The following is a 23,604-nucleotide window of genomic DNA, read 5'->3' on the forward strand; positions in this document are numbered from 1 at the left end:
CTAATAAAGCTGTTTGTCCAGAATTGATTTAATGGAGATGCAAATCTCCATAGATTGACTATAATTACCTAACGTAATTTATCAACTAACCCTACTATGATGAGAGCAAAATTCACGCCCTGTTTTACCCTACTGATTCTATGGAGCAGTTTACTTTGGGCCCAGGAGAAAAAGCCTATCCAACTAAGTGACCTAATAAATATTGTTACGGTATCTGATCCGGAAGTTGTCCAGGATGGGAAGCAGGTGCTTTTTGTGAAAAGCCTCATTGATTCCACAAAAGAAGATGGTTATTCGTATAAAAGCCAGTTGGTATTGATGGACCTTCAAAATCCGGATGAAATCAAAATTCTTAACAGGCCGGCTACGAACCTGTCCAATTATACAGTTTCCCCAGATGGAAAGAAATTGGCATTTGCCCGGGAATGGGAAGGGAAATCGCAGATTTGGATTTTACCTTTGGACGGTGGGGAAGCGCAGGTGCTTACTTCAGGGGAAAATGGTGCTTCAGGGCCTGTTTGGTCACCTGACAGCAAGAAAATCCTCTATTCTGTTTCTGTACCGCTGTGGGCAATTGAAGGTGATCCTGTCTGGCCAAATCCCCGACCTGGACGCGAATATGGAGACGAACCGAACTACCACGCAATCAAGGATGGGTTGGTAAAAGATGAGAGAAAACCAAACATGGATGGAGATATCAAGGAGTTAAGGGCATGGTTGGCTAAAAATGCATCGAAAAATGACCCGAGGGTGATCGATCGATTAAATTTTCTCGGTGAGCGGGGCCTCTCTACTGATATTGATTTCAGGCACCTGGCAGTCATTGATGTAAAGACTAAAAAATCCGAGAGATTAACGTCCGGTTACCAGAGTTTTGGATCGGCAACATGGTCACCGGATGGTAGCTATATTTTGGCCAGCAGTGTGGAGAGCAATGGGCACCCTGATGTTATTGAAGATTCGGATATTTATAAAATCAACCTTTCTGATAAGTCCGTATCAGTCTTTTTACAAAAGGAAAACTACCGTTTAGGTGGGGCTACATTTTCACCTAATGGCAAATTAGTCCTAGTGTCAGGACAGAATACTGAAGATAGGGCATTTAATCAAAGTCTGATAGGTACAGTGAAGGCTGATGGATCAGAGCTAAGGTGGTTTACTGAGGAGCTTGACAGGAGAGTAGGCGGGGCAAAATGGTCTGATGACAGTAAATCGATCTTTTTCTCAGGGCCTAATGAAGGAGGAGTTACACTATACAGTGCAAATGTCGCCAGCGGTAGAATATCCAAAGTTTTAACCGGGCCGATTGGAATAAACAGCTTTGATGTGCATGGGGATCAACTTGTATATGCAAAGACAGAAGTGGCCAACCCAAGTGAGCTGTATATCTCCTCCCTCGATGGAAAAAATGAAAAAGTGCTTACTGACTATAACAGTTCATGGCTGGCCGATAGATGGGTTTCGGTCCCAGCGGCCCATCATTTTGAACAAGACGGATTCGGAGTTGATTATTGGGTGATGCCTCCTTTTGGGTTAAAAGATGGGACTGAACATCCTACGGTGCTGGAAATGCATGGAGGGCCTACTGCCATGTGGGGGCCTGGGGAATCCAGTATGTGGCATGAGTTTCAGGTACTGGCAGGAAAAGGCTATGGAGTGGTTTACGCCAATCCCAGAGGCAGTGGAGGATATGGTAAAGCATTCCAAAAAGGGAACTATCAGGACTGGGGGGATGGCCCGGCAAAGGATGTGTTGGCAGCACTGGATAAGGCTGGTGATGAATACAAATGGATAGATAAAGATCAGTTGGTGCTGACCGGAGGCTCCTATGCCGGGTATCTTACGGCGTGGATTGTGGGTCATGACCACCGCTTCAAAGCTGCATTGGCACAGCGGGGAGTTTACGACCTTACCTTTTTTATGGGAGAGGGTAATGCCTGGAGACTGGTGCCTTATTATTTCGGATACCCTTGGGAGGATGGGATAAAAGAGCTTCTAGATTATAATAGTCCTCAAAGTTATGTGCAAAATATCCAAACACCGCTGATGATTTTCCATGGGGATAATGATCTACGCACAGGGGTGAGACAGTCTGAGCTGCTGTATAAAAGCCTGAAGATAATGGGTAAACCAGTGGAATATATACGCTATCCCGAGGAGGGACATGAGCTTTCACGCTCGGGTGCAGTACATAGGAGATTGGATAGGATCGGCAGGATAGTGGAGTTTTTTGAGCGATACGTGACTCATACAAACTAATATATTAATAAATATGTATATCCGCTTTTCTGCCAGTAAAACAATAAAAGCATCATAGGATTCGGAAAACCCCAGCGTCAAGGCCACTTCGGTCACCCGTCTTCGGTCTTCCGTCCAGTAAAGCAAAGAGAATATGGTTACTGGCATCATTGCGGATAATCACATTAATAAAACCCCCTTTGTTGTAAAAACAGAGGGGGGTTAATTTTCATATATAAATGAGGCGGTCTCATAAGTAGGTTGTCTTGTCAGGCTGAATAAGAAAAATTTAGAATTTACAAAAGAGTAGTGACAGCAAGGTAATTAGGCACAAATTAAGGTTATCCTGAGCGAAGTCGAAGGGTTCTCGACTTAGCTCGAACTGACACAATACCCGCTCATTCAGATTAAATCCGTCATTGGTAGCGAAGTCGAAGCCTTTTGCGCACTAGTCAAGCCCATTCCGACTTCCGCACAACGTGCCAACTATGAGTTATTGGAAAGTCTCTGATTTTAAAATGTACTGCTCACTTCAATCGATCAAGACGCCCTTTTTTCTTGATTAAGTTTTTATAATCCCATTGGATAGTTTTTGCTTTGTCCAGCCACAGCTTCAGTTTTGATTCATCTATCTGATGAGCCGAAGTATAGAAAATGGAAGCATCTTTAAATTTCTGACCTCTGACGTTTAAGGCTTCTTCTTCAAAACCAGCTCCGCTCCAAAACATCAGTCGGATACCGGGTTTTTGTTTGCTAAAACCCACAATAGGATTTCCTTCCAAAAACCATACAGGGTGGCTGTGCCAAATCTTACTTTCCGCATCGGTCAGGAATTTGTCTATCGCTACCGCAAGCAAGTCGCAGATCTCTTGGTCTAGTTCAGTCTGACGCTGGTTATAGTCTTTGATTTCTGCATTCATTTAACATCTAGCTGGGTATGCGAGTCAAAATATAAAAAACAGTTGACTATTTCTTAGCCTCAATTAATCTAAACAACAATTCCGGTTCGTCTGTGGTGATGAAATCCGGTTCCTGATCCAGAAACCATCGTAAGTCCTCTTCTTTATTAACAGTCCATGCATTTACTGTAAGTCCTAAATCTTTGGCTTCCTGTATCCATTGAGGGTTGTTTTTTAGCAAATTGATATTGTAGTCAAAACCGAAAAAACCAGCTTCTTTCAGTTCTGCGGGTGTTTTGTCCCCGGTCAGGTATGCTACATTCGCTTTTGGATCCATTTCTATGGCTTTTAGCCCTCCTTCGTAGCTGAAAGTGATGTAGTCCACCCACTTCTCGGCTTTCATTTTCTTCACAGCCAGTACGGATTTCTCTGCCACTTCTTGGCTACGTTCTACTGATATTTTGGAAGGCTTGATTTCAAAAATCAGCTTGGTTCCTTTTTGTTTTTTTCCTGCTTTCAGGTATTCTTCTACCGTAGGGAGATTTTCTCCATTTGCAAGCTTCTTGGTCAGGAGTTCCTTATAGGTTGAGGTTTCTATTTCCATACCTTCGAAATCCGCATCATGATTGACTACCAATATCCCATCCGAAGTCATCCACACATCAAACTCGGAACCTTCACAACCCAGTGCTACTGCCTGCTTCAATGAAGCAATAGAGTTTTGGGGGAGTCCATTTGCTTTCCATGCTCCTCGGTGGGCGATGACTTTATTTTTGTGGAAGGATTTTTGGGCAAAAGAAGCTGAACTGGCTAGTAAAATTGTAAGCAGGGTGAAAAGAGCGAATCGCATGAAAGTGAGTTTTAGTAATCTTTCAAAAGTAAAAAATGAGAGCTAATGAACTATCCCGTTTGAAATAATTCATGAAAACTTAATGGTTGTTTTTTTAATCGCAGAACGAACGGAGAGTTTCGCAGAGGGCGCAGGTTTGTTAGTACAGAGGAAATGCCGCCAATTGGTTTACAAATCATTATGTCCCAGCGGGACATCTGGTCGGTAGCAGATGGTTTAATTGAAGATCTGTATCGTTCCGTAGGAACGAATGGTCATGTCTTTACGAGACGTTCCTGCGGAACGACCTTTCCTTAATCATCCTTTTTGCCACCTACCAACCGTTCCTATGGAACAAAAATCGATTGATTGAGCTATTGTATGTCTTTTTCTGTAGAGAGAGAGAGAAAACAATTTGAGTTCGACACCCTTCGGGGTCGTGGAAATCTTCGCTATTGAGATCCACGAGTTCCACCCGTGGTTATTGAGAGGTTTGACCACTTCGTGGTCATTACTAATTTGAAACTTTATTTCATCTGTTTATAATTGATATTTTGTGGTCAGATGGAATCTCGCAGGGTTTATAATCATTCCTTTGTGTGTCGCTTGCGTCAGCCTACCTGCGGAAGGCAGGCTCGATTTCATCGGATTATAATTTAATTTTTAAAGGACAGAGCATCTCGTGCGGTGAATAATCATCCCTCTTTGTGTCCCTTTGTCATGCATGCCTGTATTCTTAGGTAGACTCTATTGCAAACAAAAATAATATGGGTGATCCTGAAGGGGTCCAACCATAAATAGCATGGGTGCAATCCATGGTTTAAATGATTGATCATTGATAGTTCGACACCCTTCGGGGTCGTGGAAATCTTCGCTATTGAGATCCACGGGTTCCACCCGTGGTTATTGATAGGTTTGACCACTTCGTGGTCATCTCAAGTTTGGCTAATTTCTAGCATTTGACCACTTCGTGGTCATTACTCATTTAAAGCTTGATTTCATGGGATTATAATTTGTCTTTTAAAGGACAGGTAGCCTATTCCATCCACTGCGGCGCATAGGTAGAATCTAAGCCTACATTATAATCATCACTCTGTGTATGTCATCCTTCGTCATACCTGTCTTTATTCTCAGGCATACTCGATTGCAAATACATATAAAACGGGTGATCCTGAAGGGATCCAACCATAAATAGCCATGGGTGCAACCCATGGTTTAAAAGATCGACCATTTGATAGTACGACCCCGAAGGGTGTCGAACTTTGTAGCAATTCAAGGGCACTGGATTTAAAATAAAACACCTTGGGATTGTGGAATCCCAAGATGCTTTACCTCTATCTCTTTCTTAAAGACTTACTTTTGCTGCTCTAGGTAAGTAATCAAAGATGCTAGCTCCTCAAAGGAAAGTGAGTTTACCAAGCCAGGAGGCATCATGGAAGTTTCCATCACCTTACGGGTTTTGATGGTGCTTTTATCCAGTTTAGTGGCTGTACCGGTGATGTCCTGAAGCACTACCTCATCGGCGGTCTCTGCTGTCACAAACCCCATATAGGACTTATCGTCTTTGGTGTCGATCAGTACAGATGCAAAACCTTGTGATATGGAAGCATTTGGCTTTAGTATAGATTCAGTAATCTGGGAACGGTTCATGATTGAGCCGATTTGACCCATAAACGGACCTTTCAAAGGCTGCCCTTTTTCTATGCTATGACAGGCTATACAACCTTGGCTTGTGAAAAGTGCTTTTCCTGTTACTGGGTCGCCTTTGATGTCCTGCACGGCAATCATTACATCCTCAATGGAAGATTCACCCACCTGCCCTTTTTTGTTTTTTATTTTCTCCAGATCCACTTCTGTCTCCTGGATTACCAAGTTGGTTTCTGCCTCCCCGAACTCCTCAATGTCCATGCGGTTTCGTTCGTTGAGATCAGCGAAAAATTGTCTCTTCGTAGCCTCAAAATTAGCACGCTCGTCTAGTAAGAAGTCTTTAATTTGGTCGGAGGATTCCCAGGTGATTGCTTTGTAATAAGGCCCATGCGTATCCGGACGGGTGCCCCACCACCAAGAACCGTCGTAAGGAGCCTCTTTCTTATACAATCGGGAAAGTGTCCCTAAGATCTCCATCTTCAGCTGTAAGTCATCGGTGTCTTGGTAGGCTTTGATCAATCCATCCACCGCTTTTGGATCATGCATATAGCGAAGCGCCCACAGTGCAAGTGCGGATTTATCAGATCCTATGGCATCTACTGTGGCATCCACGGCATTTAGAGCTACCAGGGATTTTACAGCTACATGTGGAAGAACTATGGCGGAGTTCGGGGTGGCATGTGGTCCTTCGGTTCCTTTCTCAGGTTGCTTGAATGAATCAGGGACTTTTACTTTCAATAATTCGGTAGCTGCTTCAGGATTGCCGATTCTTCCCAATGCCACAATGGCGGCGGACTTCACGCGATCATTAGGATCGGTGACGCCTGCTACAAATGGGTCGAGAGGAACTCCCTGAAGACATGTTTTGCGGTCAGCAAGGGCTCGCAGGGCAAACTCCCTTACTTTCTCTTCTTCGGCCAATTTGAGCAGTTCGTCCCTTCCATTTGCACAAGTCGCCTGTGCGTAAGTGTAGATCCCCGCAACCCTGGCTGCTAGAGGCAATGACTTGTCCTTGGCTATAGAAAGGGCGGCATCTCCGGCTTCATCTGGGAATCGAGCCAGTAACTCCTGTTGGGCATGGAAGCGGGACACGGAGTTGTTTGCTTTTAGTAGCTCGGTTAGTACCTCGATAGAAGCAGAAGATAGCTCAGGAATAGCTTGGTAAGTCCAGTCTTTTGGTACCACGCGAACCACGTAGCCTTTTTCTTCACTACCATAATATCCTGCTCCATCCCAGGCGGCCAGGAACATTCTACCTGAAGCATCCACGTCTATATCTGTAATCTGCGCAAGCTTGATGAATTCTTCGTCCTGTTGGGTGAAACTGGGTCCATCCATAGCCACACGATGGATATACAAGTGGCTTCTTCCCCAATCAGCCATCATCGGCACATGGTTGTACTTGGCTGGCCAGCGATCATCATCCATGAAATAACTGCCTGTACCGGAGCCTCCGCCCAGATCGACCAATGCGGGAATAGTCTCTTCCGTGAAGTTTTTAAACAGAGTAGGATAGCCGTATTCACCGGATTGGGTATAGTGGATAAAGCGAATATTCCATCCCCCTCCGTCATTGGTATTGCCACGGGTGTAGATATTCATAAATGGATCAATGGCCACATCGTAGATATTTCTGGTGCCATGGATGTATTCTTCCATCTCGGTGCCGTCTGGCCGCACCCGAACTATGCCTCCACCGAGCATGGTCAGTTGGGTCCCGTCACGGTCGGTGGCATTATGAAAACCAAAATCTCCCACAGCAATGTAAATCCAACCATCTATACCCATCCTTATCCCATTGGTAGAGTGATCGGTACCACGTGAACGGATGGATTCCGTGGAGGAGATACTTTTGATAAGAATTTTTGAGGGGCCATCAGCCACCCCGTCCTTGTCCTTGTCTTCAAAGACAACCAAATTCATTCCTTCAGCTTCTCCTGTTTCTTCGGAGAATTGGGTATGAAGCACAAATACCTGATCTCTTACAGCCATGATACCCCTGGGATTGTCCACCTTGACAAACTCCGTGTGGGAGTCCAGTTCGCCATCATTGTTGCTATCGACCAAGCGCACAATAGCGCCTTTTCCAGGCTCTTTACCCAATGAGCCCATCATATCTATGCCTACAAATACATGACCGTAGGGAGAAACCGCCAGGGCGGCAGGGCTGGGAACGATGTCTGGCCCTGCGAAATTTGTCATGAGCAATTCCGTACTGTCAACACCATGTTTTGCAGTGTCTAAAGGGAATTGGGGGTAGAAACCGATGAGCTCTTCTAGATCAGCTTTTCTATTGTCGGGTGATGAGCAAGCAAATGCTGAAATAGAAATAGCTGCGGCAAGTACAGGAAATGATATTTTAGACATGCTAAAAGTAAAATTTGAGAATTATTATTTGAGGATCGCTGCTTTTGGTCCCAAATATATCAGGTTTACCGATAGATAGGCTGCTATATATCAACAGAAACTCAGTTCCTGTGAATTCTGGCATATTTGTGCAGCTTAACGGTTGAAGGGATATTCATTTACCCAATTGAATCCCCGCTGCATCAATAGGTAATCCGATTTCTTCTTTCTTGAGGTGGTGATGTCCATCTGTTGTTCTCCCAAAGTGACCAAAAGCTGGTATTCCCCTTCAGAATTTTCCAGGATCTTGAGGAGGTAAGGGTCTTCTTGGTTCGCTGAGCGTACAAAGTAGATTTCCCCTTCTTCGTTGAAGTCTTCAATGGTGTAGTAGTGATCATTTTTTCCGGAGGTTTTTACATTCATGCTGTTTTGGTCGATCATCACGTTTGTCCAATAGACCCCTGCGCTGTCAGGCAAGTTGTTTCTGGAAAAGGTATATGCGCCTTCCCACTGATTTAATCTACTTGTCCTCATAGACTGAGATATAAAATGCCCAGCGATCAACATAAGTGGAAGTAATACTGCAAAGATTAGTTTTCCGGCTAACCATAGTTTGCGTTGTGCTCTGGTTTTCCAGACAATACCAGGTGTATAAAGCCGTGTGTGTTTTTGGAGGATGAAAAAGTCAATTAATGCCTTCACCGATGGGACGAGAATCAACAAAGAAAATAATAACAGGTGGGAGGACATCAGCTTTACAGGGACATCAAAGCTGAAATTCACCAACACAATATTCGTAGTGACTGCGACTGACATCAAGGCACCAAGTATGGCTGTCCGTCGGAAAAGCAACAATAATCCTGCTGAGATTTCTGAAAGTCCCATGAAGATCTTATAAGTGTCCGAGTAACCAAAAAATCTCCAGGCCAGTCCCATAGGTGAAGATTCCCCGAAAGTCTGCTCCAAGGTATAAATCCCAGGGCTGGGAAACTGTCCGATCATGAATTTAGCCACACCATAGGATATCAAAATCAACCCGACATGATAGCGGGCATAGATGATTGACCAGGAGAAGAGTTTACTGACCCAGGGCTTTTTCCGAAAGATCATCAGAATCAAGATAGTCAAAACTAAGGCGATAAGGGGGAAGCTGATCAACTCCATGTAGTTGAAAGTAGTATCACCGCTGCCATTCACTTGGGGTTTTTTGAAGTCAGGCTGCCCCAAAACCAGTCTTGCTATAACAGTCGTAATTTCATCTCGGACTGCCACAAAATACTTCAGGAGAAATTCATTTAGAAGAGGAATGAAATAAAAAGGGGAGGGAAACGCATAGACCAGGATGTATGATGCGATCCAGGTTTTTAGAAAAAGTTTTGGACTGAAAGTTGATTTCATAGGAGCTGGTTAGGTCTATGTAAAATAAGAAAGGATATTATTTGATTCTATTTTCAAAGAGGAAAACCCCGTTCTTATTGGCGATGATGATGTCTGGTCGTCCATCCTTATCCATGTCTTCCACGGTGATGTTCAGCCCCGCTCCGGAGTCATTGTCAATGATGTGCTCTTCGAAAAATGGGGCTTTACCAGGGGTGATTTTATAGTACAGTAAATAAGGTGTGTCCGCATCTCCTGCATCATTTCCATTATGTGCCAAATATCGCTTTCCGGTGATCCATTCATCTGTACCGTCCCCATCCAGATCAGCCATGATGGTAGCATGGGTCTGGGCGGTAATCTCGCTGATAAGATGGGTTTCAAAACTTCCATCAGCCAGCTGCTCATGCCACCAAATGCCCAACGCATGGGCAGAAGCGCTGAGTATATCATTTTTCATGTCCCCATTTACATCCAAAACCTGCATGTGTGAGGCTGGCTCGCTGATCTGTACTGAGTGGAACTTCCAGTCCCCTGATTTCTGATCAGTTTTTCCTTCAAACCAACCCTCAGAAATAACCACATCATTGATCTTGTCCCCATTGATATCCCCAAAGCCCAATCCATGGGAAAAACGGTCAGTTCCGGTTACATTTTCTTCCGAAAGCGCATGGCGCTTCCATGCTGCTTCTCCCGGAGTAGTAGGGGCCTGGAGCCAGATAATCTGTCTCTTTTCATAGTCTCCACAGAGTATATCCAGCCGTCCATCTCCATCGATGTCTATAAATCCCGGTGATTCTATAGAAATCCCCACTGAATCCGCGATAATATGCTTCTGCCAGTTATTGCTTTCTGTCTTTGGGTTTTCAAACCAATAGGCCGGAGTACCCGGATAGTCAATGATCACCACATCGTCCCAGCCGTCCAGGTTGACATCCATTCCTAGGTTGAGAAAGGAATTACTGTATTCTTTCCAGGGGTCAAAGATCTGTGAGGGGGAGATTTCATGGCGAGTCCAGTCAGGTGCCTCAAACCAGTAATAGCCAGCCACGATATCCAGTTGTCCGTCATTGTTTATATCTGCCACCGCTACGCCTTCTGAAAGGAAATCCCTAGTAATCACGGTTTTCTTAAAGGCGGGCTCATGTTGATCTTGACTAAAGACAGTATGTGTGAAGAAAGAAAAAGCCAGAATGCCAATCACACTCAAACTTGTGTTATTAAAAATTATACTTTTCATAGTGCTTTGTTAAAGTTCTGATTGATTTTGCCGTATTGCTTTTCCGTTTAATGATTACTGTGGGATTCTGATTTTGCTAGGGAATTTCTATGTTTTTGAAAGGCGGCGGATGCTTCTGCAGTGTTTAACTCTTCAAGTTTCCTCAGCGTATATTCCAAAATGAGAGGATTTTTAGCTTTTTCAGCCAACCCTACAGCCCGCTCTGCATCCAAGTCAACCAAGGGCTCTACCGCATACCAAAGCAGGAGTGGCAGGTTGTGATCATCCAGATCTTCGGATCGTTGTACCAAAGCCTCCATTACTTCCCAGCGTGTTTCAGGTGCCAAGCGAAGCATGGCAGAAGTCAGGTACAGCCGAACCAGAGCGGATTCGTCATTTTTTGCAAGTGCCGTGAATTGCTTCAAGGTTTCCGTTGATACGGTTTTGTCTTCTGTTTCTAGTTGGATGGCCCAGCTTCTCAGGTTTTCATCGGGATCTGCCATCAGTAATCTTAGTTCATCTTCCGACAGCCCATTCGTTACGTGCAGTGTCCAAAGTGCCCTTAAGCGATTTGAAGTTTTTTGGTTGTTGGTCAGAATCTCTTTCAGAACCTTATGGGTCTCTGGAGTTGCACCCCGCTCCTGTAAGATGGTTCTTGCCTGTCTTGCATACCATTCGTTTTTATGGGTTTGGTAGTTCGCTAGTTCCACGCTACTCGATTTGGATAAGTCTATCTGAATCCATTGATCATCTTCGTGGGAAATCTTGAAAATCCTTCCCAACGACTTGTCATGCACATCAGGATTTGGGCTGTGACATTGGTTTTGATCGTACCAATCAATAGCGAATACGGAGCCATCCGGGCCATATTTGAAATTGAGCCATTGCGACCAGGAATCATTCATGGCCATAAAGTCATTTTGATGCTCGGCCACATAGCCTGAGCCTTCCCGTTTAAGCTGGTCAATGTTCAGGCGGGAACCATTGATGTTATTCATGAAAATGTTGTCACGGTATTTCTCCGGCCAAGTATCACCTCCTAGGTAGATCATGGCACCTGCATGAGCATGTCCGCCACCAGCGGAAGCAGACCTGAAGTTGCCCGCATGTGGGCCGCGATCTCCGACCCAATGCACATGATCCGCAATGGTTTTGATGTCATCGTAGGTGTAGGGATTAAAATGTTCTCCGGCCTGTCTTTGATAGCGGGCGCCCTGGATGACATGATATAAGTGTGGGATTACGCAGACCGTGATAAATGGGTGGCCTTTGCTGTTGAAATCTATTCCCCAGGGATTGCTGCTTCCTTCAGCAAAAACCTCAAATTCATGCCGTGTCGGGTGATAGCGCCATACGCCGGCATTGATCTTTGTGCGCTCAGAATCCGGAGCTCCAGGCTTGCCCACATTGGAATGGGTGAAAACGCCATGCGTGCCATATAACCAACCGTCCGGCCCCCAGCGGAGATTGTTCAGTACTTCGTGGGTATCATCAGTGCCCCAGCCATCCAGTAGTTTGACTGGCGGACCGCTGGCTCTATCATTTTCAAAATCAGCTGGGATAAATAGCAAATAAGGAGCCGCCCCCAGCCAGACACCACCCATTCCGACTTCGATTCCGCTGACCAGATTAAGTCCTTCGGCAAATACCTTTCGGGAATCCAACATACCGTCTCCATCCGTGTCCTCAAAAATCAGGATTCTGTCTTTTCCTTCACCTTCTGGAGCCGGAGTAGGGTAGGTGTGTCCCTCGACTACCCAAAGCCTCCCCCGATAATCCAGCGTAAAACTGATCGGTCGGATCACATCAGGTTCTGCAGCGGCCAAAGTTATTTTAAAACCTTCCGGTGGGGTCATAGCTTTTGCAGCTTCTATCCCAGAAAGCCCAGAATTCAACACCGGATCCAAAGGAGGCAAGATGATGATATCTTCCGGCTTTAGTTCGTTGGAGAAGGAAGGGCGATTTGAATGAAACTCAAAATTGTCAAAATTGATGTGTGCCCAGGTGTCATGAGCTACGTATGGGATTTCAGAAATCCCGGTTTCATTGTCGATGATTCGGATGAAAATGAATTGGGATAAGAAGGCAGTTAGATCCACCACTACCGGCTGAAGGGTTGCCCTGCCTTGTCCTGTGGAAGTATAGATTACTTCTTCAGATTCAGCCAAAACAACTTCCACCCGAGTGTCTGCCAAAGCTCCTCCCGACACCATGAAACTAGCATAAGGCTGGGACACCTCAAAGGGAACTGAAGTGAGTGTCCCCGTCTGTTTGTAATTCACTGTTCCGCCACTACTCACAAAGTTTTTTCCCTCAAAATTTATTTTATCCTCCTTTGCGTGCAGGGGCGAAGGGTCAGTATTGATAATCGGGTTTGCAAATGCATCACCTAAAGCTGTCCAGTCTTCAAGAGTACCCGTTTCGAAATTTAGGTTGAGGGGCTTTCCGTCTTTGTGAGGTGTTGTTCCTTTTACGTTGGTTTCTTCTTCATTTCCCTCGATCAGTATAAATTCCCCAACCATTCCCGCAGCTCTGTGACCGGGAATCGAGCAATAATACGTGTCATCGCTTGCGGCTATAAAAGTGATGCTGGTCGTAGATCCTTCTTCCAGAATAGTTTCACTTTTGATCCCCAACTTCTCCATGGCGATATCATGTGTCATGGTTTCTCCATTGGTAATAGTGATAGTCACTCTATCTCCTTTTCTTGCTTTTAACGTGGGGTTTCTGGTGCCATCAGGAGCAAAATAGCCAAGCATAGTAGCTTGGAGTTGGAATTCAATTTCAGTAGCCGGGATTGGTGTACTGGCCGAATAGGCCGTGTTGGATTGCGAAAAAGCGTAAATAATCACGCAAAAAGCGAAAGGTATCCAGCTTTTGTTCATGCGGTTTTGGGTTAATTGATAATTGTTGGATTATTGAATCTGCCTTTAATCTATTCCTTTTGAGGCAGTTATTCAATATAAATTTTCTTAAGCGGTACATTCTGCATAGTAATATGGACTACTTATTTCGGACCCTAAAGACTCATTATCGTTTGATGGCCCATTTTCTTGCCTTTAAGTGAAAGTTTTTGGCTGTGGTTGTCGGAGTGTGAAATAAAATTAACAGTCTCTTTCAAGTTTGATTTTTTTCTAAAAACCTGAGTTCGAGTTAAAACCGTCACTGCGGGGCTTAGCCGGGGATTTGTGGGGAGGAAGCCGCAGCAGTCCTCGTATAGCAAGATTGCCGCGCCCTTTCCGACACACAATCTACCCTAAAGGGCTACCGATGACGTTATAACCACTTTCGATTGAATTGCATAAATCGAACTGAGGCTAAAAGTGCTTTTAGAAGTACTTAAACCGCATTTTCCAGGTTGAAAATTTAGGATTAAGGTTATGAAGAGTCAATACATTTTGATTTATCTCAAAAAAGTTTGGGGAGGGCACAATCCAGTTAGGCTATACCCTTCGTAATTCTTTACAAGTTGCCTGAAATGGGGTTTTTGAGAACAGGCAACTATTTCTTTTAAATGAAAAACCATAACCGGATTATTAACCTAAACAATCAGAAAAATGAAAAATGAACTATTCAAGCCTCAGGGATTGGTCAAGAATGCCAACCGCAGGCAGTTTTTAAAAACAGGCTCACTTTCAGTGGCCGCAGCAGGATTGATCTTAGTCGGCTGCAAAGATGTAGAAGATATGGATCCGCCGATGATGGGTGATGGCGTAAATCTAGGTTCCGGTGACACAGGGATATTGAATTACGCCTATGCCCTGGAGCAATTGGAAGCAGCTTACTATGCCGCGGTGATGCAGGGAAGTTATTTTGCCAATGCCAGCGCAGAGGAAAAAACCATCATGGGTGATTTGGAAAAGCATGAGCGGGCACACCGGGAGTTTTTCAAGGCAGCATTAGGTGATGCGGCGATTGCTGAATTGGAGTTTGATTTTAGTTCGGTTGATTTTAGTAGTAGATCATCCGTTTTGGCAGCGGCCAAGACCTTTGAAGATTTGGGAGTGGCAGCCTACAATGGAGCGGGGCAATTTTTGGAGAGCGGTGATTTGCTTCTAATTGCTGGAAAAATTGTCTCCGTGGAGGCTAGGCATGCAGCTGCTGTCAGGGATTTGATTAATCCCGGTTCCACAGATTTTGCAGGAGATGATCTGATCGACGCAAATGGACTTGAGCGCACACTGAATTTCACTGAGGTACTTACCGCTGCCAGTTCATTCGTTACCACACCGATTGACTTTAGCCAATTGCCTTCTTAATCCACCACTTTAAAACAACACAAGACATGAACTTACTGAAATTATTAGATAAAATGTGCCCGGATACGAATAGTCCGGAAGGAAAAGATATGTTTTTCTCCAGAAGAGAGGCCTTCCGCCAGTTTGGGGATATGAGTAAAAAAGTAGCTATGGCCGCAGTACCATTGGGTATTCTTTCTGCCTTGCCGAAAGTAGCTAAAGCTGATACCGCTAGCTTGATTGAGGTATTGAATTTTGCATTGACCTTGGAGCACCTTGAGTATAGATATTATCAGATGGGTATCGAAGCAGGAGTGATCGATAATGCTGATTTGGCGATTTTCACCAAAATCAGAGATCACGAGTTGGCACATGTGGACTTCCTGAATGAAGTGATCGCCAATGTATTGATGGGAACTCCTGTCCCTGAGCCTGATTTTGACTTTACCGCAGGAGGTAATTTTATGCCATTTGATGATTATCCTACATTTTTGGCTCTTTCGCAAGCATTTGAAGATACCGGAGTGAGGGCTTATAAAGGGCAGGCGGGAAATGTCATGGAAAATGATGTGGTATTGACTGCCGCACTTTCTATTCACTCAGTGGAGGCTAGACATGCTTCTATGGTGAGAAGAATGAGAACTAAAAAAGGACAGGATGATGTCAAAGGATGGATAACCAATGCTTCCATCGGTAGTCTTCCAGCCGTGACACAGGCTATCTATGCCGGTGAAGACAACCTCACACATGGGGGTGTAAATGTCGTTGATCTTACGGGTATAGATGCAGGTGCAGTATCAGAAGGCTGGGATGAGCCACTTAGCAAAGATGCGGTGCTTGGAATAGCTTCGCTTTTCCTCGCATAAAGATCGGTTATTAGTTGGGGTTGAGTGGTTTGATGTCACTTCCGTCTGGGAGTGGCATCTTTTTTTGTTTTAACCGCAGGGGACACGGAGGTCTCGCAGAGGTCGCAGTTTGTTTTACCGTTGTCCTGCCTTTCGAGAAGCTGGATTTTTTGCCTGAAGTTTCAGAATGTCCTTGCCCAAAAATTCATGTTTTACATAAGTTACAAACTTTTCCAAAGTTTTGAACTTTGGAAAAGTTCACCGACGATTTAGTAGTCAAAGCCCAATTTTATATAAGATGCAGGGCTGCAACCTTGGATGATCTTTTAAGTCAGGGTGCTCGAAGTCGCATTCGTATTCCATTCCTATTTTTTGCATCACGCGGATGGAGGCAGCATTTCGGGAAGAAGCCAACGCATAAACCTGGAGCACATTCAGATTCTTGGCGAATTCCAGGCATTTGGCTGCTCCTTCCGACGCTATTCCCTGATTCCAATACTTTTTTTGAATCCTCCATCCAATATCCACACATGGTGTAAAATGGGCTGGAAATGTCTTAGTCCCTAGTCCAATCATCCCTACAAAATCCCCGCTTTCCAAGAGGTCAACAGCAAAGTAACAATGACCCCGCTCTTTGTAGAGCGCATTCATGCGCTTCATCATTGCCAGAGATTCCTTGGTGGAATACGGCTTTTGGAAATAATACATCGTCTCAGGGTCAGCGTTCATGGCTGAAAATTGCTTGAGATCGGAAGGGAGCCAGGTACGAAAACCAAGTCTTTGGCTATGAAATAGGTAAGGTGAATCCATATCCGAATTTAGAAGTTTGGATAATTTTTCGCATAAAAGTTGGATTTAGAAATTTCATTTGTAGTTTAGTGTCATAATACACTATGACAGTATGACGATATGATAATTTCTATTGAAGATTTAGATTTTTCCTACCACCAGTCGAAGAGCTTATTTGATGGTTTGAATTGGTCAGTCCCGAAGGGGTCGGTGGTAGGACTACTTGGGAAAAACGGATCTGGGAAATCCACTCTACTGCATTTGCTTACAGGATTGCTTTTTCCTAAAAGCGGATCCATCCAAGTCGATTCTTGGATCCCTAAAGACAGGAAACCGACCTTTCTGGAAGATGTTTTTTTGCTTACGGATGATATGGCCTATTCTGGGTCAATGCGAATAGCCACTTACGAGAAAGTAATGGGTGCCTTTTATCCAAAGTTTGATTCATCGCGGTTTGACCAGATTTTAAATGATTTTGGCTTGGAGAAAAATACCAAGTTGCATAATCTCTCACTTGGAGAGCGGAAAAAAGTGTTTTTGTCCTTTGGGCTAAGTACCAATTGTCGATTTCTTTTTTTCGATGAGCCTACCAATGGGTTGGACATCCCCTCTAAAAGTGCCTTCAGAAAAATAGTGGCCGGCAATCTCCATGAAGATCAAACCATGGTCATCTCCACACATCTGGTGACGGATGTGGAGAAACTGATTGATCGGGTGGCGATTTTACACCATGGTAAGATACAACTGGATGCTGATTTATTGGACTTGTCGGATCACCTGCAGTTCGGTTCAGCGACAAATGCCCCAGCAGATGCGCTGTATGTGGAGAAATCTGGGACAGGATATCAGTTCATCAGATCAAGAATGGATAATGAAGCACAGACCTCCATACAGCTGGAGCTGATTTTCAACGCGGCTATAAATAAAGGTCTGGATGATCATATAATTTTTCAACACCAAAAATCTGAAATGCTATGAGAAGTAATTCAATAAATTTTCATCGTCTTCAAAACTTGTTGCGACATGAGTGGGCATTTCAGAATAAGTTTTATCTGATGGGTACAATTGGAACTTTCTTACTATCATTTGGAGTGTTTTTAACAGTTTGGTTTAATCAATATTCTGGATTTCTATGGCGTTCAGTAGATTATAACTCGATCTTTTTTAATGGTTTTATATTTCTTTCTGTGCTTGGAATAAGTCAAAGTTTTGTTGAGATGAGGGAGAAAAATACATCCATACGCTACTTGACCCTTCCAGCAAGCACCATAGAAAAATATCTCATTCAGGTTTGTATGCGATTGGTTTTACCTTTAATTCTTTATCCTATTGTCTTTTGGCTTGGCACAAATTTGTCAGTTGATGTATATTATTTCATTCAGCATTCGCTTCTAGAAAACACAGCACTTCCTGAGATTGAAAAGGTAGAGGTTTTGTATTTGTACTGGATTCCAAGCACAGATATGGAAATGGTATACTGGGTCATTTTTGGATTAACCTTTTCAATTCCTACACTCATGTTTATGGGTGGGATATTATTTGGTAAATGGAATTTTATTAAGATGCCACTTGCTGTCGCAATAATACTTGCGTTGTTTTTAGGAAGTTATTATGGGTTGAGTTGGCTTGTAAATGCCAGCCCATTTGGCGCAGGTGGTAATTATTCTATCCGAATTGATAATCCGGAGGTAATGGATGGTGTACCCTTATTGATATTTATTTCATCAATTTTGGTTTGGCCAGCCTTGTTACTGACATTATTGTTGCCCTATCTCAAACTCAAAGAGCGGGAGGTTTAAGATGGAATTCAGCGAAACAAAGAACATCTTCCTCCAGATCCGGGATTGGGTGGCTGACCAGATACTTCAGGGGAAAATCACGGCCGGGGAGAAGATCCCTTCGGTACGGGAGCTGGCTGTGGATATGGAGGTAAACCGCAATACAGTCATGCGAAGCTATGCGCTGATGGAGGAGGAGGGAATCATAGAAAACAAGCGGGGAATAGGTTTTTTCGTCGCCGCTGATGCGAAGCAGAATCTGCTTCACATGCAAAAACAGACGTTTTTGAAGGATGAACTTCCTGCTATTCTACATCAGATAGAAGTACTTAAACTCAATTCCAAGGATCTGCAAATCCTAATCCAAACCATTCAATCCAACGACCATGAAATCAAGCCTGACTAAAAAGACACGGACTAGGATGATTATCATCCCAGCGAGATTCCATGTGACCATTAAAAAAAAAATATAAACACATGAAAACCAGTAATAAAATCATTGTTTCCTTTTTGGCTTTCGCTTGGCTGAGTATCGTGGCTTCACTGTTGATTTCCCATCAATTTGCTGATCTGGAAAACAGACCGGGTGTTCGTAGAGTAGTGACGAAATCAGAAACATTAGAGCCGTTCTCGGTAGTAGTTTTAAATCAGACTGAGGGCTTGAATGTAACCCAGGGAGATGTTAATCAATTGCATTTTAACGAATATTTCGGAGCTGATGTGATTCAGCCTGCGCCTGAAGTTGTGAAGGAATATACTATCCTAAATGATACGCTTTTCATCCAGAATCTACCAAGGCCAAGCAATGGGGACTTTAGGTTGGAAGTAGCAGGTCTACAAGGATTGGTGGTTACTGATTCTAAAGCACTTGAGCTGGGAGCTTTCCATCAGGATTCCCTCAGGGTCTATACTGATGGGAGTGAGGTGTTGCTTTCCCGGGAGTCCGATTTTTCCTTTTTCTATCTGGGTTTTCCCGATGAGTCTAGTCTTATTTTTACTGATATTAAGGGGTTTAAAATGAACCTGAAAGATAAGGTATGTGAACTTTCAGGCGATATTGGAAGGATTTCTGGAGAGCTGACAGGAGATTCTGAGTTGCATATTTCCGTTAAAGTTGGCCAATTGGATGTGAAAACTTCAGATGGCGGAAAGGTTATACTTAAGTAAAATATGTTTAGTTTTAGGAGGTGTTCAGTTTTTAAATTTTTAATTAACTAGTTATGAAAAATATTTTTGTACTGCTGTTTCTACTAATATCTCTGAATTGCTATGCTCAGGAGGCAGATAAATTCAATCTTGGGTTTGAGAATCAAGTTGAGGGAAATGTCCTTTCAACTGGTTGGTTTAAGTGGGGAGAATATACATTGAGTACGGATTCTATTGCTTACTCAGGGAAGAAAGCAGGAAAAATAGCTTCAAGTGAAGCAGGGGGCGCTTTTGGAAGTATTGTTTATAAAATCCCAGCAAAATACAAAGGGAATACCATCAAGCTTGAGGGCTATATGAAGATCAAAGAGGTTGAAAATGGATTTGCGGGACTGATGCTCCGAATTGATGGTGGCGGTAGTTCTTTGGCTTTTGACAATATGCAAAACCAAAATATTTCGGGAACAAAAGATTGGCAGAAATACAGTATTACCCTGCCTTATCCTGAACAAGCTGAGAATATATTTTTAGGAGGAATACTTGCTGGGAATGGTGAGGTTTGGTTTGATGATTTTGTTGTGAGTATTGATGGAGAGGATATTCAGACACTTCCAGAGGTTAGAAGAGAAGTCACCAAAGCAAGTCTGGATCATGAATTTGATCAGGGCTCAGGTATTGAGTTTGGAGAATTAACAGCTGAAAATATTTCTGATTTAGAGCTTCTAGGAAGAGTTTGGGGCTTTTTGAAATATCATCATCCTGAAATAGCAAAGGGCAATTATAACTGGGATTATGAATTGTTTCGGTTTCTTCCAAAATATCTGGAAGCTACTGATGCAGAGGAAAGAGATCGTCTCATCATTAATTGGATAGATGCTTTAGGTCAGCTGGAAAAGTGCGCAAGCTGCAAGCCTACCGATCAAAACGCCTATATCAAACCTGATTTCACATGGATTGAAAATCAAGATGAAGATTTACGGGATAAATTGAGGACACTTTATAACCATCGAAGCCAAGGAAGTCATTATTACATTAAAATGGCAGTGGGCGTTGGGAATCCTGAATTTAATAATGAAAGTTCTTATCCAAGCATGTCATATCCTGATGCTGGATTTAGATTATTGTCACTTTTTAGATATTGGAATATGATCCACTACTTTTTCCCGTATAAACATCTAATGGACAAAAGCTGGGACACCGCTATTAAAGAGTATATCCCGTTTTTTCTAAATGCAGAAAATGAACTGGAGTATGAATTGGCAACTCTGCAGATCATAGGTGATATTCAGGATACGCACGCTAATTTATGGCGCGGAGGGGATAAAATTGATGAGTGGAAAGGAAGGAATTATCCACCGGTTCACGTTCGTTTCATAGAAGACAAACTAGTTGTCATAGACTATTACAAAGCTGATCTCAAAAAAGATATAGGGTTGGAAATTGGTGATATAATTACCAAGATAAATGGGCAAAGTATAGAGGAAATAATAAAGGAAGAATCCAGATATTATCCCGCATCTAATGTGCCTACACAATTGAGAGATATTTCTTCGGACATTTTACGTTCAAATTTGAATGAGATTGAGATATCCTATATTTCCGGCTCCTCTGCTGAGCAAACAAAGACACTAAAATTATATCCTCAGGATAGCCTAGGGGTATATAGATGGTATAGGCCGAGTAATGCCAAGTCTTTTAAGATGCTGGACAACAATATTGGTTATGTCACCTTACAGACTATTAAGGAGGAGGATATTTCTCAAATAAAAGAAGAATTTAGAGACACCAGGGGGATTATTATTGACATACGCAATTATCCATCAACCTTCGTTGTCTTCAGTTTAGGCTCATACTTTTTATCTGAACCTTCACCCTTCGTCAAATTCACTGGCGGAAATATTAACAATCCCGGGGAGTTTAATCTTTCTGATGCGTTTACATTACCAACAAGTGGAGATACATATCAAGGCAAGTTGGTCGTACTGGTAAATGAACTTTCCCAAAGTCAGGCAGAATATACTGCCATGGCTTTCAGGGCTGGGGATAATACCACTATTATCGGGAGTACCACTGCAGGTGCAGACGGTAATGTGTCCACAATTTTACTTCCGGGTGGACTTCAGACGTCAATCTCTGGTCTTGGGATTTATTATCCCAATGGGGAGGAAACCCAGCGGGTTGGGATTGTACCAGATATTATTGTCGAGCCTACTATTGAAGGGATTAGGGAAGGCAGGGATGAGTTAATGGAAAAGGCGATAGAAATACTACTTCGAGATTGAAGATTTGTAGTGGAATAACTTGTGTCCAACAAAAACTTAGGTGCTTGATATTTCACCATGTTTTTTCCTCATCCTTCTTTTCTTTCGTAGCACTTTCCAAGTTCTCTTAAATGGCCGCTGAGAAGGATATTTCCTATTCGAAGTCATATTATTGAATATCAAGGCAACCAGCAGCAATATCAAAGAACCTGTCAAAACAGGGGAGAGCACATACATGTATCCCAAGGCTTTTACTTTTTCAGACCCAATCACTGCTATTAGTGCTGTAGCCCCGCCTGGAGGATGGAGTGTACGTGTCATCTGCATCAAAACTATAGACAGCGCCACTGCCAAGGGGGCGGCAAGCCATAATGTATGAGGAAGTAGCAGATTGACTGTAACTCCAACCAGCGCTGAAACTACGTGACCGCCCACGAGGTTTCTTGGCTGTGCCAATGGGCTTCCAATCAGACCATAAACCAATACACTGGAAGCACCAAATGAACCGATCAGGAAGAGGTTTTCATGATTAGACAAACTGCTGCTGTGAAAGTATGTGATCAAGCCAATTCCTGCAAAAGCACCTATAAAAGACCAGAAATGTTCTTTGGCATCAATAAGGGTTTCCTTATAAAAAACGTAGCGTGAAACCCGGATCCCCCGCTGGATTTGCTTTTTCATTCCGATAAAATCTGAAAATCCATTTTTGTAATTTGTGGCGAAAATCACTCAAAAAATCAAATTTCATCGATTCTTGGCGGTGATTTTAGGCAAAACTACGGTAGAATTGAGGGGATCTTATAGAAAATCCGGGAAAAGTGAATAGTTTTTAAATTTTCAATCATTCAATCAACTCCACGATCACTTCGATCTCTACTGCCATATTATTGGGCAAGGCCGCTACACCGACAGCTGAGCGTGCATGCTTGCCTTTTTCTCCAAAAACCTCCACCATCAAGTCGGAAAATCCATTGATCACGGCAGGTTGCTTGGAGAAGTCAGGATCAGAATTGACCATTCCCAATACTTTCACAAACTGCTTGACCTTACTCAGGTCACCTGTTGCAGCTTGGAGCACGGCAATAATTTGCAAGCCGGTTTCCCGGGCAGCCTGATAGCCTTCTTCTACCGTGAGTTCCGCACCGACTTTCCCGATTACATCAGTTCCAGTACCTGATAAATAAAGCATATTATCTACCTGTTTCCATTTTACATAGTTAGCGATGGGGATTCCGACTTCAGGAAGCGTCAATCCCAGTTCTTCCAGACGTTGTTCAGGAGTTTGGGCTAGCGTGTAAAAGGAACAAAGAAATAAGGGGATTAAAAGGAATGGTTTAAAGAAGTTCATACCTGGTGTTTTTTTGTGTTTCTAAGCTAAGGGAAACTTTTTACTTTTGGTCATCTGTAGCTTTGAAAATTCATATTATGGAAAACATCATGGAAAACATCATGGAAAACATCCAGATTTTACCCTATTCATCTGCTTTGAACCCATTTTTTAAGTCCATCAATCAAGCATGGGTAGAGCAATACTTTTCCATGGAGTCTTTTGACATTGCACAGCTGGACAATCCCGATGATACTATAATCAAGCCAGGGGGGACGATTATCTATGCCAAACTAGGAGAAGAAATCGTAGGTACAGTGGGGTTGCATAAAGTTTCGGACACGGAATTTGAGTTGATCAAAATGGGTGTAATCAACAGTGCCCAAGGCAAAGGTATAGGGATGGTTTTGGCAAAGGCTATTTTGGCAAAAGCAAAAGAAATGGGGGGAAAGAAAGTGGTACTTTATACCCATTCCAAACTTTCTGCAGCCTTAAAAATCTATCAAAAATTGGGGTTCAGGCCAGCTGATCTGGAAGAGGGAAAGTATTGCCGCTGTGATACTAAAATGGAGTTGGTACTTTGAATTTCTAAACTGAAATATGTAAATCCGCTTTTCTGCCAGTAAAGACATTGAAGCATTTGAGTTATTGGGCAACATTAGAAT

Annotated in this window: 18 protein-coding genes; 9 read left to right on the forward strand and 9 right to left on the reverse strand. The window is 43.2% G+C overall.

Translation table 11 applies throughout. From position 1 onward, the window contains the following. Window positions 1–96 precede the first annotated feature (96 nt). Complete coding sequence (locus LZF95_RS00710; protein WP_233753059.1) at window positions 97–2,259, forward strand: S9 family peptidase; 2,163 nt, start codon at window positions 97–99, stop codon at window positions 2,257–2,259. 506 nt (window positions 2,260–2,765) lie between these two features. On the opposite strand, the gene LZF95_RS00715 is transcribed toward LZF95_RS00710, so the two are convergent. The 6 genes from LZF95_RS00715 to LZF95_RS00740 all read right to left on the reverse strand — a co-directional run bounded on the left by LZF95_RS00715 (window position 2,766) and on the right by LZF95_RS00740 (window position 13,440). Then, on the reverse strand, window positions 2,766–3,158 hold the full coding sequence (locus LZF95_RS00715; protein WP_233753061.1) for a DUF1801 domain-containing protein: 393 nt from the start codon (window positions 3,156–3,158) through the stop codon (window positions 2,766–2,768). A 46-nt stretch (window positions 3,159–3,204) separates the two neighbouring features. Beyond that, on the reverse strand, window positions 3,205–3,987 hold the full coding sequence (locus LZF95_RS00720) for a glycerophosphodiester phosphodiesterase family protein (RefSeq protein ID WP_233753062.1): 783 nt from the start codon (window positions 3,985–3,987) through the stop codon (window positions 3,205–3,207). A gap of 1,332 nt (window positions 3,988–5,319) precedes the next feature. Further along, on the reverse strand, window positions 5,320–7,980 hold the full coding sequence (locus tag LZF95_RS00725; protein ID WP_233753064.1) for a HEAT repeat domain-containing protein: 2,661 nt from the start codon (window positions 7,978–7,980) through the stop codon (window positions 5,320–5,322). 135 nt (window positions 7,981–8,115) lie between these two features. Next, window positions 8,116–9,357 carry a hypothetical protein gene (locus LZF95_RS00730; RefSeq protein ID WP_233753066.1) on the reverse strand — a complete coding sequence of 414 codons (1,242 nt, stop codon included), beginning with the start codon at window positions 9,355–9,357 and terminating at the stop codon, window positions 8,116–8,118. A gap of 37 nt (window positions 9,358–9,394) precedes the next feature. Further along, entirely contained in the window at window positions 9,395–10,576 is a 1,182-nt protein-coding gene (locus LZF95_RS00735) for a VCBS repeat-containing protein (RefSeq protein WP_233753069.1), read from the reverse strand. 47 nt (window positions 10,577–10,623) lie between these two features. After that, window positions 10,624–13,440 carry a PVC-type heme-binding CxxCH protein gene (locus tag LZF95_RS00740; protein WP_233753070.1) on the reverse strand — a complete coding sequence of 939 codons (2,817 nt, stop codon included), beginning with the start codon at window positions 13,438–13,440 and terminating at the stop codon, window positions 10,624–10,626. Between the two features lie 672 nt (window positions 13,441–14,112). On the opposite strand from LZF95_RS00740, the gene LZF95_RS00745 reads away from it, so the two are divergent. Beyond that, window positions 14,113–14,814, forward strand: a complete 702-nt coding sequence (locus LZF95_RS00745) for a ferritin-like domain-containing protein (protein WP_233753071.1) — start codon at window positions 14,113–14,115, stop codon at window positions 14,812–14,814. 26 nt (window positions 14,815–14,840) lie between these two features. Beyond that, window positions 14,841–15,659 carry a ferritin-like domain-containing protein gene (locus tag LZF95_RS00750; protein ID WP_233753072.1) on the forward strand — a complete coding sequence of 273 codons (819 nt, stop codon included), beginning with the start codon at window positions 14,841–14,843 and terminating at the stop codon, window positions 15,657–15,659. Between the two features lie 255 nt (window positions 15,660–15,914). On the opposite strand, the gene LZF95_RS00755 is transcribed toward LZF95_RS00750, so the two are convergent. Further along, on the reverse strand, window positions 15,915–16,448 hold the full coding sequence (locus tag LZF95_RS00755; protein ID WP_233753073.1) for a GNAT family N-acetyltransferase: 534 nt from the start codon (window positions 16,446–16,448) through the stop codon (window positions 15,915–15,917). A gap of 99 nt (window positions 16,449–16,547) precedes the next feature. Between LZF95_RS00755 and LZF95_RS00760 the strand changes: the two genes are divergently transcribed. From LZF95_RS00760 to LZF95_RS00780, 5 genes are all read left to right on the forward strand, one after another. Continuing rightward, entirely contained in the window at window positions 16,548–17,405 is an 858-nt protein-coding gene (locus LZF95_RS00760; RefSeq protein ID WP_233753074.1) for an ABC transporter ATP-binding protein, read from the forward strand. Next, window positions 17,402–18,226, forward strand: coding sequence for a hypothetical protein (locus LZF95_RS00765; RefSeq protein ID WP_233753075.1), 825 nt, complete (start codon window positions 17,402–17,404; stop codon window positions 18,224–18,226). Before LZF95_RS00760 ends, LZF95_RS00765 begins: the two co-directional genes overlap by 4 nt. Window position 18,227: 1 nt before the next feature. Then, window positions 18,228–18,611 (forward strand): GntR family transcriptional regulator, encoded by a 384-nt coding sequence (locus LZF95_RS00770; RefSeq protein ID WP_233753076.1) that lies wholly within the window; start codon window positions 18,228–18,230, stop codon window positions 18,609–18,611. Window positions 18,612–18,682: 71 nt separating this feature from the next. Continuing rightward, window positions 18,683–19,372: a hypothetical protein gene (locus LZF95_RS00775; protein WP_233753077.1), complete on the forward strand. Its 690-nt coding sequence runs from the start codon at window positions 18,683–18,685 to the stop codon at window positions 19,370–19,372. 53 nt (window positions 19,373–19,425) lie between these two features. After that, window positions 19,426–21,633, forward strand: coding sequence for a S41 family peptidase (locus tag LZF95_RS00780; protein WP_233753078.1), 2,208 nt, complete (start codon window positions 19,426–19,428; stop codon window positions 21,631–21,633). Between the two features lie 36 nt (window positions 21,634–21,669). Here LZF95_RS00780 and LZF95_RS00785 read toward each other — a convergent pair whose 3' ends face one another. Both LZF95_RS00785 and LZF95_RS00790 read right to left on the reverse strand, forming a co-directional pair. Beyond that, window positions 21,670–22,293 (reverse strand): HPP family protein, encoded by a 624-nt coding sequence (locus LZF95_RS00785; protein WP_233753079.1) that lies wholly within the window; start codon window positions 22,291–22,293, stop codon window positions 21,670–21,672. A gap of 160 nt (window positions 22,294–22,453) precedes the next feature. Then, window positions 22,454–22,960 carry a RidA family protein gene (locus LZF95_RS00790; RefSeq protein WP_233753080.1) on the reverse strand — a complete coding sequence of 169 codons (507 nt, stop codon included), beginning with the start codon at window positions 22,958–22,960 and terminating at the stop codon, window positions 22,454–22,456. Window positions 22,961–23,037: 77 nt separating this feature from the next. Here LZF95_RS00790 and LZF95_RS00795 point away from each other — a divergent pair, with 77 nt between their 5' ends. Next, window positions 23,038–23,523: a GNAT family N-acetyltransferase gene (locus tag LZF95_RS00795; RefSeq protein WP_233753081.1), complete on the forward strand. Its 486-nt coding sequence runs from the start codon at window positions 23,038–23,040 to the stop codon at window positions 23,521–23,523. Window positions 23,524–23,604 lie beyond the last annotated feature (81 nt).

The sequence above is a fragment of the Algoriphagus sp. AGSA1 genome, from assembly GCF_021390545.1.
Lineage (GTDB): Bacteria > Bacteroidota > Bacteroidia > Cytophagales > Cyclobacteriaceae > Algoriphagus.